Below are 14,136 nucleotides of genomic sequence, written 5' to 3'. Positions count from 1 at the left end.
GATTGTAAAGAATGGCTCGTTACATTGGTCCAAAATGCAAACTCGCTCGTCGCGAAGGCACCGATCTCTTCCTGAAGAGCGGCGTGCGCGCGATCGAATCGAAGTGCAACATTGAAGCAGCACCTGGTATCCACGGCCAACGCCGCGGTCGCCAGTCCGATTACGGCACCCAACTGCGTGAAAAGCAGAAGGTCCGTCGTATTTACGGCGTTCTCGAGCGTCAGTTCAGCGGCTACTACAAAGAAGCTGCTGGCAAGAAAGGTGCAACCGGTGAAAACCTGCTGCAACTTCTCGAATGCCGTCTGGACAACGTTGTATACCGTATGGGCTTTGGTTCGACTCGTGCCGAATCCCGTCAGCTGGTATCGCACAAATCCGTCAGCGTAAACGGCCAAACCGTTAACGTACCGTCTTACCAGGTTCGTGCTGGTGACGTGGTCGCGATTCGCGAGAAAGCAAAAAACCAACTTCGCATTGTCCAAGCTCTCGATCTGTGTGCCCAACGTGGCCGCGTAGAATGGGTAGAAGTAGACACTGAGAAGAAGTCGGGCGTTTTCAAGAACGTTCCTGCTCGCAGTGATCTGTCCGCCGACATCAACGAAAGCCTGATTGTCGAGCTCTACTCCAAGTAAGGGCTAGAAAATAGGTGCATCCATGCAGATTTCGGTAAATGAGTTCCTGACACCCCGCCACATTGATGTGCAGGTTGTCAGTCCAACCCGCGCCAAGATCACTCTCGAGCCTCTCGAGCGTGGTTTTGGCCACACCCTGGGCAACGCGCTGCGCCGCATCCTGTTGTCCTCAATGCCCGGCTGTGCAGTAGTCGAGGCCGAGATTGACGGTGTGCTCCACGAGTACAGCGCCATCGAAGGTGTACAGGAAGACGTAATTGAAATCCTGTTGAACCTTAAAGGTCTGGCTATCAAGCTACACGGCCGTGACGAAGTTACGCTGACCTTGTCGAAGAAGGGTTCGGGGGTGGTTACCGCTGCCGATATTCAGCTGGATCATGATGTCGAGATCGTTAACCCCGATCACGTAATCGCTAACCTGGCGTCTAACGGCGCCCTGAACATGAAGCTCACCGTAGCTCGTGGTCGTGGTTATGAACCGGCCGACTCGCGTCAGAGCGATGAAGACGAAAGCCGCAGCATTGGTCGCTTGCAGCTTGACTCTTCGTTCAGCCCGGTTCGCCGTATCGCATACGTGGTGGAAAACGCCCGTGTCGAGCAGCGTACTAACCTGGACAAGCTGGTTATTGATCTGGAAACCAACGGTACTCTGGATCCTGAAGAGGCTATCCGCCGCGCTGCAACCATTCTGCAACAGCAGTTGGCTGCGTTCGTCGACCTCAAAGGTGACAGCGAACCAGTGGTAATCGAGCAGGAAGACGAGATCGATCCGATCCTGCTTCGCCCGGTTGACGATCTGGAACTGACTGTACGTTCGGCTAACTGCCTTAAGGCGGAAAACATTTACTACATCGGCGACCTGATTCAGCGTACCGAAGTAGAACTGTTGAAGACTCCGAACCTGGGCAAGAAATCCTTGACTGAAATCAAGGACGTTCTGGCCTCCCGCGGTCTGTCCCTCGGCATGCGCCTCGACAACTGGCCGCCTGCAAGTCTTAAGAAGGACGACAAGGCGACTGCCTGATCGTCGTAATCACCGAACGTGAGTTTGGTAAGGAATGAACCATGCGTCATCGTAAAAGTGGTCGTCACCTGAGCCGTACCAGCTCGCACCGCAAGGCCATGTTTCAAAACATGGCGGTGTCGCTGTTCGAGCACGAGCTGATCAAAACTACACTGCCGAAAGCTAAAGAACTGCGTCGCGTTGCTGAGCCGCTGATCACTTTGGCCAAGACAGACAGCCTGGCTAACCGCCGTCTGGCTTTCGACCGTACTCGCTCGAAAGCTATCGTTGGTAAGCTCTTCAACGACCTGGGCAAGCGTTATGCTACCCGTGAGGGTGGCTACCTGCGCATCCTCAAGTGCGGTTTCCGCACTGGCGACAACGCTCCTATGGCGTACGTCGAGTTGGTTGATCGTGCTACTGCCGGCGAAGCTGTAAGCGCCGAGTAAGACGACAGTCTGTAACGAAAAACCGGACCTAGTGTCCGGTTTTTTGTGGGCGTAAGAAAAGCCGTCTATATTCCTCACTCCACTTGCGCATTTTTATTAAACCAACAGCTAAGTGTGTGGGTGGCAAATTAGTTATTTTCTATCAAAGTCCATGAATCAATGCATTTGATGGTGTTATCTTGATGGTCAATACTCCCTCCAGCCGATTAGCCGGCAGTTTTATGATTCACCTGAGGAAGATTGAACATGAGCACAATCCTTACCACCGCCAGCGGCGCACCTGTTGCCGATAATCAGAATTCGCGTACCGCCGGCCCTCGCGGTCCAGTGCTGCTTGATGACTTTCATCTCCTCGAAAAGCTTGCGCACTTCAATCGGGAAAACATTCCGGAGCGCCGCGTGCACGCCAAAGGTTCAGGTGCCCACGGCACATTCACTGTTACCCGCGACATTACCCAGTACTCCCGCGCCAAGCTGTTCGAGTCCATTGGCAAGAAAACCGCGACCTTCCTGCGTTTCTCGACTGTGGGTGGTGAGCGCGGCTCAGCGGACACTGCCCGTGACCCGCGTGGTTTTGCACTGAAGTTCTACACCGAAGAAGGCAACTGGGACATCGTTGGCAACAACACACCAGTGTTCTTCATTCGTGATCCGCTGAAGTTCCCGGACTTTATTCACACCCAGAAGCGCCTGCCGCAAACGAACCTTAAAAGCGCGCAGGCGGTGTGGGACTTCTGGTCGCTGTCTCCGGAGTCATTGCACCAGATTACTATTTTGTTTTCGGACCGTGGCACGCCGGACGGCTTCCGCCATATGCACGGCTTCGGCAGCCATACCTACAGCCTGATCAACGCCAGAGGCGAGCGGCACTGGGTGAAATGGCACTACAAAACCAAGCAAGGCATCAAGAACCTGACGCCTGAAGAGGCAACCCGCCTTGCCGGCACCGACCCTGATTACGCTCAACGCGACCTGTTCAGCGCGATTCAACGCGGGGACTTTCCCAAGTGGAGCGTTAACATTCAGATCATGACCGAAGCTCAGGCTGCGGCTCACTACGAAAACCCGTTCGACGTGACCAAGACTTGGTCGCAGTCCGAGTTTCCGTTGATCGAGATTGGCGAGCTGGAGTTGAACCGTAACCCGCTCAACTACTTTGCCGAGGTCGAGCAGGCTACTTTTGGCCCGAGCAATATGGTCCCTGGTGTCGGCCTGTCGCCTGACCGTATGCTTCAAGGTCGCGTATTCGCTTACGGGGACGCCCACCGCTATCGTGTGGGCACCAATCACCAGCAGTTGCCAATCAACGCGCCACTGCAACCGGCCAATCACTACCAGCGTGACGGCTCGATGGCGTTCGGTGCCAATGGTGGTGCGTCGCCTAACTATGAGCCCAACACTGTCGCCGGTACGCCGCAACAAGCGCCACAGTATGCTGAGCCGCCTTTGGCGCTCCGGGGTGCGGCAGATCGTTACGATCAGCGTGAAGACACTGACTACTATAGCCACGCTGGCGCGTTGTTCCGCCTGCAGACCGATGCCCAGAAGACGCTGCTGATCAACAACATCGCGGGCGCCATGGCGGGCGTTAGCAGCAACGTGGTGCAACTGCAGCTCCAGCATTTTTTCAAAGCGGACCCTGCTTACGCACAAGGTATTGCAAGCGCACTGGGTGTAACGATGAACTGACTCTAAACGAGAAGCAGAACCGCCCTCATTTGGGCGGTTTTTGCGTTATTTCAGCTACGTTTCGCGGTAAATCTTCACGTTTCTGCCGTTTGTCTCGTGACCTGCAGGTCATCATGGTTCAAACTACAGGCTTTCAAGTAGGGAGATGTAGGGCGATGCAAGGTCACCCCGACGTAATCGATTACCTCAACACGTTGCTGACGGGCGAACTGGCAGCTCGTGACCAATATTTCATCCATTCGCGTATGTACGAAGACTGGGGCTTTACCGAGCTCTACGAACGTATCAACCACGAAATGGAAGAAGAGGCACAGCACGCCGACGCACTGATGCGCCGTATCCTGATGCTCGAAGGCACGCCACGTATGCGTCCCGACGACCTGGATGTGGGCACCACGGTGCCTGACATGCTCGCAGCCGACCTTCGCCTTGAGTACAAGGTTCGCGCTGCGCTCTGCAAGGGCATCGAGCTCTGCGAGCAGCACAGCGACTATGTCACCCGCGAAATTCTCCGCGTGCAGTTGAATGACACCGAAGAAGATCACACGTACTGGCTGGAAAAGCAGTTGGGCCTGATCAAGCTGGTCGGCCTGGAGAATTACCTGCAATCGCAGTTCTGATTCCCGGCTACAAAAAAGCCCCTGTCACCGCAAAGTGACAGGGGCTTTTTCATGTGCCCGATAAATCAGGCTTTGTCGCGTGCCAGTAACGGCTTCAAGTAATAACCCGTGTGCGATTGCGGCATTTCGGAGACCTGCTCCGGCGTACCTACCGCAATGATCTGGCCGCCCTTGGAACCGCCTTCCGGGCCAAGGTCGACCAGCCAGTCGGCAGTCTTGATCACATCAAGGTTGTGCTCGATCACTACCACGGTATTGCCATGGTCCCGCAGGCGGTGCAGCACATCCAGCAGTTGCTGAATATCGGCGAAGTGCAGGCCGGTAGTCGGCTCATCAAGGATGTACAAGGTCTTGCCGGTATCTCGCTTGGACAGCTCGCGGGACAGCTTGACCCGCTGCGCTTCACCACCCGACAGCGTGGTCGCCGATTGGCCCAGCTTGATATACGACAGGCCCACATCCATCAGTGTTTGCAGCTTGCGCGCCAACGCTGGAACCGCGTCAAAGAACACCCGCGCTTCCTCGATGGTCATCTCCAGGGTTTCGTGGATGTTCTTGCCCTTGTATTTGATCTCAAGGGTTTCGCGGTTGTAGCGTTTGCTCTTGCACACGTCGCACGGCACGTAGATGTCCGGCAGGAAGTGCATCTCCACCTTGATCAAGCCATCGCCTTGGCACGCTTCGCAGCGCCCGCCCTTGACGTTGAACGAGAACCGGCCAGGCCCGTAGCCGCGTGAGCGGGATTCGGGAACCCCGGCGAACAGCTCGCGAATCGGCGTAAACAGCCCGGTGTAGGTGGCAGGGTTGGAGCGCGGCGTGCGGCCAATCGGGCTTTGGTCGATGTCGACCACTTTGTCCAAAAGGTCCAGGCCTTTAATGCTGTCGTGTGCAGCTGCCTCCAGGGTAGTCGCGCCATTGAGGGCGGTTGCACTCAACGGGAACAGCGTGTTGTTGATCAGCGTCGACTTGCCTGAACCGGACACGCCCGTCACACAGGTCAGCAGGCCCAGAGGAATTTCCAGGTCGACATTGCGCAAGTTGTTGCCGCGCGCGCCCTTGAGGTGCAACGCCGCCTTTTTGTTACGCGGTGTACGTTTGGCCGGGACTTCAATTTTCACGCGACCCGACAAGTACTTGCCCGTCAGCGAGTCAGGATGAGCCATCACCTCGGCCGGTGTACCTTGCGCAACAATATGCCCGCCATGCACACCCGCACCGGGGCCAATATCGACCACGTAATCCGCCAGGCGAATCGCATCTTCGTCGTGTTCGACCACGATCACCGTGTTGCCGATGTCCCGCAGGTGCTTCAGCGTTCCCAGCAGGCGATCATTGTCGCGCTGGTGCAAACCAATCGACGGTTCGTCGAGGATGTACAGCACGCCCACGAGGCCTGCGCCAATCTGGCTTGCCAGACGAATCCGCTGGGCTTCACCGCCCGATAGCGTATCGGCGCTGCGATCAAGTGACAGGTAATCCAGGCCCACGTTAACCAGGAACTGCAGGCGCTCACGGATCTCCTTGAGGATCTTGTCGGCAATTTCTCCGCGACGCCCGGTCAGCTTGAGCACGCCGAAGTATTCACAGGCGTCACCGATCGGCAGGCTGGTCACCGCAGGCAAGGTCTTTTCACCCACCCACACGTGCCGCGCTTCGCGGCGCAGGCGAGTGCCCCGGCAATCCGGGCAAGGCTGAGTGCTGAGGAATTTTGCCAACTCTTCACGTACGCTTGCGGACTCGGTTTCGCGGTAGCGACGCTCCAGGTTCGGCACGATGCCTTCGAACGGGTGCGAGCGTTTAACGATGTCACCGCGGTCGTTCAAGTACTTGAAGTCGACGTTCTGCGAGCCGCTGCCGTGCAGAATGACTTTTTGCTGGTCTGCCGGCAGTTGGTTAAACGGCACTTCCAGGCTGAACTTGTAGTGGGACGCTAAAGACCCGAGCATCTGGAAGTAGTAGACGTTACGCCTGTCCCAGCCGCGTATCGCGCCCTCCGCCAGGGTCAGGTCGCCGTTGACCAGGCGCTTGATGTCGAAGAACTGCTTCACCCCCAGGCCATCACACGTCGGGCAGGCGCCCGCCGGGTTGTTGAAGGAAAACAGCTTGGGCTCCAACTCGCTGATCGCGTGGCCACAGATGGGGCACGCGAAGCGCGCCGAGAAGATGATCTCTTCGCCCGGCTCGTCGTCCATTGGCGCGACCAGGGCAATGCCGTCCGCCAGCTTCAATGCGGTTTCGAACGACTCCGCCAAACGCTGCTGCAAGTCGGCGCGCACTTTGAAGCGGTCGACCACTACATCAATCGAGTGCTTCTTTTGCTTGTCGAGCTTCGGCGCTTCATCCAGCTCATACAGCTTGCCGTTGATGCGTGCACGCACAAAACCCTGCGCACGCAGCTCTTCGAAAACCGAAAGGTGTTCACCCTTGCGCTCACGAATCACCGGCGCCAGCAGCATCAGCTTGGCGCCTTCCGGCTGGGCCAGCACCAGGTCAACCATTTGGCTGACGGTCTGGGCTTCCAGCGGAATATCGTGATCCGGGCAGCGCGGAATACCCACCCGCGCGTACAGCAGACGCAGGTAGTCATAAATTTCGGTAATGGTGCCCACGGTGGAACGTGGGTTATGGGAGGTCGACTTCTGCTCGATGGAAATCGCAGGCGACAGGCCTTCAATGGTGTCAACGTCGGGCTTTTCCATCATCGACAGGAATTGCCGGGCATAGGCCGACAGCGATTCCACGTAACGACGCTGGCCTTCGGCATACAGCGTGTCAAACGCCAGCGATGATTTGCCGGACCCGGACAAACCGGTGATGACGATCAGTTTGTCCCGAGGCAGGGTCAGGTCGATGTTCTTCAGGTTGTGGGTTCTAGCCCCACGAATCAGGATCTTGTCCAAGATGGCCTCGCACGGCGGGCGTAAATAATGCCGGAGTATACGGCTAAAGACTGGATGAATATACACTGTCAAAGTGCCGGGTGCAGCCTTACATGAAAGCTGCGCGGCAAAGCGCCGCATATACCCTCTCAATCGATGGGACTGGTAGAATCGCCGGCGGTTCACACGAGGTTTTTCCATGCACGATCCCCACAGCGAACGCATGAGTAGCGGCGAGACCCGAGCGGCAAGCGGTCTGGCCCTGGTGTTCGCCTTCCGTATGCTGGGCATGTTTATGGTGTTGCCGGTGCTGGCGACCTATGGGATGGATCTCGCAGGCGCAACCCCCGCCCTGATCGGCCTGGCGATTGGCGCCTATGGCCTGACCCAGGCGATTTTTCAGATTCCGTTCGGGATCATTTCCGACCGCATTGGCCGCCGCCCGGTGATTTACCTCGGGCTGATCGTGTTCGCACTCGGCAGTGTGCTCGCGGCCCAGTCCGACTCGATCTGGGGCGTGATTGCCGGGCGCATCCTGCAAGGTGCCGGGGCGATTTCCGCTGCGGTCATGGCGCTGCTCTCGGATTTGACCCGCGAACAACACCGCACCAAGGCCATGGCCATGATCGGCATGACCATCGGGCTGTCATTCGCCGTGGCGATGGTGGTCGGCCCCTTGCTGACGCGCGCCTTTGGTTTGCACGGGCTGTTCCTCGCCACCGGCGGGATGGCGTTGTTCGGTATCGTGATCGTGGCCTTTATGGTCCCGCATTCCACAGGCACCTTGCAGCACCGTGAATCGGGCGTTGCGCGCAAGGCGCTGTTGCCGACGCTCAAGCATCCAGACCTGCTGCGCCTGGATTTAGGTATCTTCGTGTTGCACGCGATGCTGATGTGCAGCTTCGTCGCACTGCCCCTGGCACTGGTCGAAAAAGCCGGCCTGCCCAAGGAACAGCACTGGTGGGTGTACCTCACGGCACTGCTGATTTCGTTCTTCGCCATGATCCCGTTCATCATCTACGGCGAGAAGAAACGCAAAATGAAACGAGTTTTACTCGGCGCCGTCGCGACGCTGATGCTCACTGAGCTATTCTTCTGGAAGTTCGGCGACAGCCTGCGGGCGCTGGTAACGGGCACGGTGGTGTTTTTCACTGCGTTCAACCTGCTGGAGGCGTCGTTGCCTTCGCTGATCAGCAAAGTTTCACCGGCCGGTGGCAAGGGCACGGCGATGGGGGTTTATTCCACCAGCCAGTTCCTCGGCTCTGCACTGGGCGGCATCATGGGTGGCTGGATGTTCCAGCATGGCGGTTTGTCAGTTGTGTTCCTCGGATGCGCAGGTCTGGCTGCCCTCTGGCTAGCCTTTGCTGTTACCATGCGCGAACCTCCCTATGTGACGAGCCTGCGTTTGCCGTTATCGCCAGAAGCGATCCGCGAAGTCGGTCTGGTTGAGCGCCTTAAGGCTGTCGCAGGGGTTACGGATGCCGTGGTTATTGCTGAAGAAGCCGCCATCTACATCAAATTGGACACCGAATTATTGGATCGCGCGACGCTTGAGCAACTGGTCAACCCAGTGCCGACAGCGCGCCCAGCTTAGGAGAACGTTATGGCCCGTGGGGTTAACAAAGTCATATTGGTCGGTACATGCGGCCAGGATCCCGAAGTTCGCTACTTGCCTAACGGTAACGCCGTGACCAACCTGAGTCTGGCGACCAGCGAACAGTGGACTGACAAGCAAACCGGCCAGAAGGTCGAGAAAACCGAATGGCACCGCGTGTCGATGTTCGGCAAGGTGGCAGAGATCGCCGGTGAATACCTGCGCAAAGGTTCGCAGGTGTACATCGAAGGCAAACTGCAAACCCGCGAGTGGGAAAAAGACGGTATCAAGCGTTACACCACTGAAATCGTGGTCGACATGCAAGGCACCATGCAACTGCTGGGCGGCCGTCCACAGGGCGACCAACAGGGCCAGGGCGGCATGTCCAACTCGGCACCGCGCCCACAGCAGTCGCGTCCGCAACCAAGCCAACAGCCAAGCCAGCAGCCACAGCGTGAGTCGCGCCCAGCGCCACAGCAGGCCGCGCCGCAACCGGCTCCGGATTTCGACAGCTTTGATGACGATATTCCGTTCTAGGGTCTAAGCCCCACGAACAAGCAACCCCCCGCAGGCGAAAGCCTCGGGGGGTTTTTATTACGTCCGATCAAGCGTCCACCTCGCCTGGCCAGGCGCTGGCATCAGGTCTGTGCAGCATTTGTACTCATGCCTCACAAGATTTAGGCTGTCGCCAACCTCAAAAAACAAAGGAGAGCCGTGATGACCTGGTCAGCCAAGCAGTACACGATGTTTGAGCAGCAGCGCACACGCCCGGTGCGTGATCTGGTCGCGGCCATTGCGAATACCGACGTGCGTACTGCCGTTGACCTGGGTTGTGGTCCCGGTAATTCCACCGAAGTGTTGGCCCAGCGCTTCCCGCAGGCGCATATCACTGGCCTCGACAGTTCCGATGACATGCTGGTCGACGCGCGTAAACGCTTGCCGGCGCTGAACTTCGAACTGGCGGACATTGGTGCATGGAAGCCTGCGCAAGCATTCGATGTGATCCTCGCCAACGCGTCCCTGCAATGGCTGCCCAACCACGCCACGCTCTATCCGCACCTGGTTAACCAGCTGAGGCCTGGTGGTACGCTGGCGGTGCAAACCCCGGACAACCTTGACGAACCTGCCCACCGGCTGGCGCGTGAAGTGGCTGCCGATGGCCCATGGGCTGCAAAGATTGGTGCGGTTAAACACAATGAGCGGCACACCGCGAGTTACTACTACGAATTGCTGAGCCAGCAGTGCAGTACGGTTGATGTGTGGCGCACCACCTACCTGCACCCGTTGGTGGGGCACGCGGCGGTGGTGGAATGGTTCAAGGCTTCGGCATTGCGGCCATTTCTTGCACCGCTGTCCGATAGCGAGAAGGCCGCATTCCTGGAGGATTACCAGGCGCGGATTACTCAGGCTTATCCAGCCTTGGCCGACGGAACCGTGCTGCTGCCTTTCCCACGGCTGTTTATCATCGCAACCCGCTGAACCGGGCAATCAAGTGGCGGTTATGCGGCCGCCGCTTGCGCCTTCAGGTAGTCATCCGCCGAGACCACACTCGCGTAGCCAAAGCCCAGCGAGGCCATGTAAGCACCGTGCACCTGCGCGGCCGGGATGACCTCGCCATTGAATTGCTGATCGCAAGTTGCGCACGCGTCATGGATCACCGTGACCGTGTAGCCCAAATCTGCAGCCGCGCGAACCACCGCGTCGATGCACATGTGGCTCATGCTGCCGACCACCACCACGTCGGTGATGCTGCGTTTTTCCAGCAGCGCACGCAGCTCGGTGCCGCGAAACGCGTTCACGAAATGTTTAAGCACCACCGGTTCGTCGCCTTCGTTCAGCACTTTGGCATGCAAGTGCGCGCCCTCGGACGCTGGGGTGAAGAACGGCGCGTCCTCGGCGGTGAACTCATGGCGCACGTGAATCACCGCATCGCCGGCCTGACGGAAAGCGTTGAGTACCTGCGCCGCCTTGTCTGCCGCGGCTTCTACGCCATCAAGCGGCCACTTGCCTTGAGGAAAGTAGTCGTTCTGAATATCGATCAGGATGAGCGCTTGCTTGACCATACGTGTTGCCTCGTGATGGGTGACAGGGTCAATCTTAGCGTGCGCTGAGGCCAGGCGCGCCAGCTTAACGCGCTCACGCGGGGTTTTTTTTGACCCGCAACGCTTTAGCCTTGGCCTCCACGGCGAGGTACATCACCAGCGCGATCAGCAGCGGCAAAATAAAATAAATCGCCCGGTACGCAATCAAGCCCGCCAACAAGCTGCCGCGTGACGCCTCATGCTGCAACAGTGCAATAAACACCGCCTCCAGCACGCCCAGGCCCGCCGGGATATGCGTGACCACGCCGGCGATCGCACTGATCAGCAATACGCCCAGCACCAGCGGGTAATCCAGCTTGGCCGGCAACAGGGTGAAAATCACCGCTGCCATCAACGACCAGTTCAACGCGCCCATGGCTAACTGCAAACACGCCATGCGCAACGACGGCAGGTTGATCTCGATGCCCTTGATCGACCACGCGCGTTTTTTCGAAAACTGGCAGGCCGCCAGATACCCAAGGCTGACCAGCACCAACAACGCGCCGATGCCTTGCAAGGCGCCGCTGCTGACCTTCCAGCCCGGCGGCATGGTCACCAACCCACTGCTGAACACCACGCCCGCCAAGGCCATATAGCCAAACCAGTTGGTGGCCAGGCTCAGGCCGAGGATCTTGGCGATATTGCCGGTGCTCACGCCAAGCCGCGAATACAGCCGATAGCGCATGGCGATGCCGCCGACCCACGCGCTCAGGTTGAGGTTGAACGCATAGCTGATGATGCCCACCGGCAAAATCTGCTTCCAGCGCAGCGGTTGGCGAATGTAGGTGCGGCCGATCAGGTCGAAGCTCGCGTACACCAGGAAGCTGCACAGCGTCAGCGCGCCAGCGATCAGCAACGTGCGCAGCTTGAAGTCACCGAGCGTCTGCAGCACTTCGCTCCAGTCGATGCGCCGCGCGAGCAGGGTGAACAGCACGATCAGCAACAGGAAGAAGGCGATGGTCAGCGGTTTCTTCCAACGCGTGAAACGTGATCCGCTGGCTTCAGAGGTCATTGGCCGAGTTCTCGAAGGGTTTCAAGCGCGGTTTGTGCGCGGGTAACCAGCCTGTCAGCGCGGGGAAGTGGCGCATGACGTGGAACACCAGAAAACCGACCGTCAAGCGCCATAACCATAAACGCGGCTTGCGGTTTTCCGGCATGGTCTTGCAATGGTTTTTGGCGAGCAGTTCCAGGCTTTCATAAAGTTGCTGATTGAATGCACGGTCACGAATCAGCACGTTCGCTTCAAGGTTAAGCGACAGGCTCAGCGGGTCGAGGTTGCTTGAGCCCACGGTGCTCCAGTCGTCATCCACCAGCGCGACTTTGCCGTGCAGTGGGCGCTGGCAGTACTCGTGAATCACCACGCCATCCTTGAGCAAATAGTCATACAGCATGCGCGCTGCCAGCTTGGCCAACAGTACGTCGGGCTGGCCCTGCATGATCAGTTGCACGTGCACGCCACGCCGCGCGGCATTGCGAATTTCGCGCAGCAGGCGATAGCCGGGGAAGAAATAAGCGTTGGCAATCACCGCGCGCCGTTGGGCTTTGCTCAAGGCGTGGATATACGCTTCCTCAATGTCATCGCGGTGTTGCACGTTGTCGCGGTAAATCAAGCGCACCAGGCCGCTGTCGCCCTCCGTCGACCACGGCGACGGGCGTTGCTGGCGCCGTCGCCAGCCACGCCGCGTGCGCACTTGGCGGCCGCTTTGTGCGAGGGCGAAGTGGTGCAGGTCCGCCACCGCCGGGCCGATCACTTGCACCGCGTAATCCTGCTTGGCCTCGGGGCCGAAATCGCCCAGGTGATCGGCAGAAAAATTGATCCCGCCGATAAACGCCACCTCGGCGTCGACGACCACGATCTTGCGGTGCAGCCGGCGAAACCAGTTGGTGCGAAACCCGAGCGTCTTCGACGCCGGATCAAACATTTGCACCGTCACCCCGGCTTGCGCCAACTCGCCGAGAAACGACGGCGACAGCTCACCACAACCAAAACCGTCGAGGCTGGCCACAACCTTGACGCCGCGCTGCGCCGCGTCGATCAAAATGCTTTGCAGCTCATGACCAACCTTGTCTTCGAACAGGATAAAGGTCTCCAGCAGAATCTCCCGCCGCGCCTCGCGCATGGCCGCGAACACCGCCGGGAAGTACGCCTCGCCGTTTTCCAGCAGCTCAATGCGGTTGCCCGCCTGCCAGCCGTAATCCAGGTCGCGGGCCTTGGCGTCATCCGGCGGCTGGTCGGTGGCGATGTGCTCTACCGCAATGTTCATAGTTCGATCTCCACCGACAGCGGCACGTGGTCTGACAGATGGGACCAGGGTCGTGTCGTCAGCACTCTGGGGTTGTGCGCCTTCAAGTTGCGCACATAAATGCGGTCCAACGGCAGCAAGGGCAAGCGCGCGGGAAAGGTTCTTGCGGGTTTGCCGTGGGCTTGTACGAACACTTCCGTGAGCCCGCTTTGACTGAGGTCGGCCTTTTGGCGCCAGTCGTTGAAATCGCCGGCAACAATCAGCGGCGCATCCGCTGGAATCTCGCGGATGCGCTGCTCCAGCAAGCGCAATTGCTGCTGGCGATGCACCTCGCGCAGGCCCAGGTGCATGCAGATCGCATGCACCTCTTGCCCGCTGCCCGGCAGGCGCAGTACGCAATGCAGCAGGCCACGGTTTTCGTGGCCACTTTGCGAGATGTCGAGATTATCGTGGTGGGTGATCTGGAATTTCGACAGCAGCGCATTGCCGTGGTCGCCATGCGGGTAAACCGCGTTGCGCCCATAGGCGAATTGCGGCCAGATGCTGTCGGCCAAAAACTCGTACTGCGGCATGTTCGGCCAGTCGCTGTAGTGCTGTGGGTGGCGCTCATGGGTGCCGTGAATTTCTTGCAGGAACACCATGTCGGCGCCCACGCTGCGCACTGCTTCACGCAGCTCGGGCAGGATGAAACGTCGATTCAGGGCGGTGAAGCCCTTGTGGATATTAACCGTCAGCACCGTGAAGCGAGTGATGGCGACGCTGGGCGTAACGGGCACCCAGTCAGGAATCGCAGCCATGATTGCTCCTGTGAAAAAAGAGTGGGGGCCAAGCCCCCGTGTATGGCTGACTGCGATTTTTGCGTGAAAGTTTCCAACGTCCTACAGACGGCATACCACGCGGTATAACCGATCACGCAGCGCGTGCGGGGCGCAATTCCTTCATCGTG

General features: G+C 58.6%; 13 protein-coding genes. 8 read left to right on the top strand and 5 right to left on the bottom strand.

Annotation, left to right across the window (positions count from 1 at the left end):
• Positions 1–11 precede the first annotated feature (11 nt).
• The 5 genes from rpsD to bfr all read left to right on the top strand — a co-directional run bounded on the left by rpsD (position 12) and on the right by bfr (position 4,393).
• A complete protein-coding gene (rpsD, locus tag ACOZK9_RS18005) occupies positions 12–632 on the top strand; it encodes a 30S ribosomal protein S4 (protein WP_003210056.1) in 621 nt (206 codons plus the stop codon).
• 22 nt (positions 633–654) lie between these two features.
• Positions 655–1,656 (top strand): DNA-directed RNA polymerase subunit alpha, encoded by a 1,002-nt coding sequence (locus ACOZK9_RS18000; RefSeq protein ID WP_003176403.1) that lies wholly within the window; start codon positions 655–657, stop codon positions 1,654–1,656.
• 41 nt (positions 1,657–1,697) lie between these two features.
• Positions 1,698–2,084 carry a 50S ribosomal protein L17 gene (gene rplQ / locus ACOZK9_RS17995; RefSeq protein WP_007918448.1) on the top strand — a complete coding sequence of 129 codons (387 nt, stop codon included), beginning with the start codon at positions 1,698–1,700 and terminating at the stop codon, positions 2,082–2,084.
• A 246-nt stretch (positions 2,085–2,330) separates the two neighbouring features.
• Complete coding sequence (locus tag ACOZK9_RS17990) at positions 2,331–3,773, top strand: catalase (RefSeq protein WP_421556296.1); 1,443 nt, start codon at positions 2,331–2,333, stop codon at positions 3,771–3,773.
• A 155-nt stretch (positions 3,774–3,928) separates the two neighbouring features.
• Positions 3,929–4,393: a bacterioferritin gene (gene bfr / locus ACOZK9_RS17985; protein ID WP_053258271.1), complete on the top strand. Its 465-nt coding sequence runs from the start codon at positions 3,929–3,931 to the stop codon at positions 4,391–4,393.
• A gap of 65 nt (positions 4,394–4,458) precedes the next feature.
• Here bfr and uvrA read toward each other — a convergent pair whose 3' ends face one another.
• Positions 4,459–7,293 (bottom strand): excinuclease ABC subunit UvrA, encoded by a 2,835-nt coding sequence (gene uvrA / locus ACOZK9_RS17980; RefSeq protein WP_058414074.1) that lies wholly within the window; start codon positions 7,291–7,293, stop codon positions 4,459–4,461.
• A gap of 178 nt (positions 7,294–7,471) precedes the next feature.
• On the opposite strand from uvrA, the gene ACOZK9_RS17975 reads away from it, so the two are divergent.
• From ACOZK9_RS17975 to tam, 3 genes are all read left to right on the top strand, one after another.
• Positions 7,472–8,866 (top strand): MFS transporter, encoded by a 1,395-nt coding sequence (locus tag ACOZK9_RS17975; protein WP_058414075.1) that lies wholly within the window; start codon positions 7,472–7,474, stop codon positions 8,864–8,866.
• 9 nt (positions 8,867–8,875) lie between these two features.
• Positions 8,876–9,403, top strand: a complete 528-nt coding sequence (locus ACOZK9_RS17970; protein WP_099235124.1) for a single-stranded DNA-binding protein — start codon at positions 8,876–8,878, stop codon at positions 9,401–9,403.
• 180 nt (positions 9,404–9,583) lie between these two features.
• On the top strand, positions 9,584–10,345 hold the full coding sequence (gene tam, locus ACOZK9_RS17965; RefSeq protein WP_421556295.1) for a trans-aconitate 2-methyltransferase: 762 nt from the start codon (positions 9,584–9,586) through the stop codon (positions 10,343–10,345).
• Positions 10,346–10,365: 20 nt separating this feature from the next.
• Here the strand turns inward: tam and ACOZK9_RS17960 are convergent, their stop codons facing one another.
• From ACOZK9_RS17960 to ACOZK9_RS17945, 4 genes are all read right to left on the bottom strand, one after another.
• Positions 10,366–10,929 carry a cysteine hydrolase family protein gene (locus ACOZK9_RS17960; RefSeq protein WP_421556294.1) on the bottom strand — a complete coding sequence of 188 codons (564 nt, stop codon included), beginning with the start codon at positions 10,927–10,929 and terminating at the stop codon, positions 10,366–10,368.
• A 73-nt stretch (positions 10,930–11,002) separates the two neighbouring features.
• Positions 11,003–11,959 (bottom strand): lysylphosphatidylglycerol synthase domain-containing protein, encoded by a 957-nt coding sequence (locus ACOZK9_RS17955; RefSeq protein WP_152748902.1) that lies wholly within the window; start codon positions 11,957–11,959, stop codon positions 11,003–11,005.
• Positions 11,949–13,211 (bottom strand): cardiolipin synthase ClsB, encoded by a 1,263-nt coding sequence (gene clsB / locus ACOZK9_RS17950; RefSeq protein ID WP_421556293.1) that lies wholly within the window; start codon positions 13,209–13,211, stop codon positions 11,949–11,951. The genes ACOZK9_RS17955 and clsB overlap by 11 nt, the downstream gene beginning before the upstream one ends.
• Positions 13,208–13,987 carry an endonuclease/exonuclease/phosphatase family protein gene (locus tag ACOZK9_RS17945; protein WP_122250389.1) on the bottom strand — a complete coding sequence of 260 codons (780 nt, stop codon included), beginning with the start codon at positions 13,985–13,987 and terminating at the stop codon, positions 13,208–13,210. Before ACOZK9_RS17945 ends, clsB begins: the two co-directional genes overlap by 4 nt.
• Positions 13,988–14,136 lie beyond the last annotated feature (149 nt).

The organism is Pseudomonas kitaguniensis (assembly GCF_049199985.1).
GTDB classification, from domain to species: Bacteria; Pseudomonadota; Gammaproteobacteria; order Pseudomonadales; family Pseudomonadaceae; genus Aquipseudomonas; species Aquipseudomonas kitaguniensis.
Note: the sequence above shows the minus strand (reverse complement) of the source record. Positions and strands in the feature narration are given on the sequence as shown.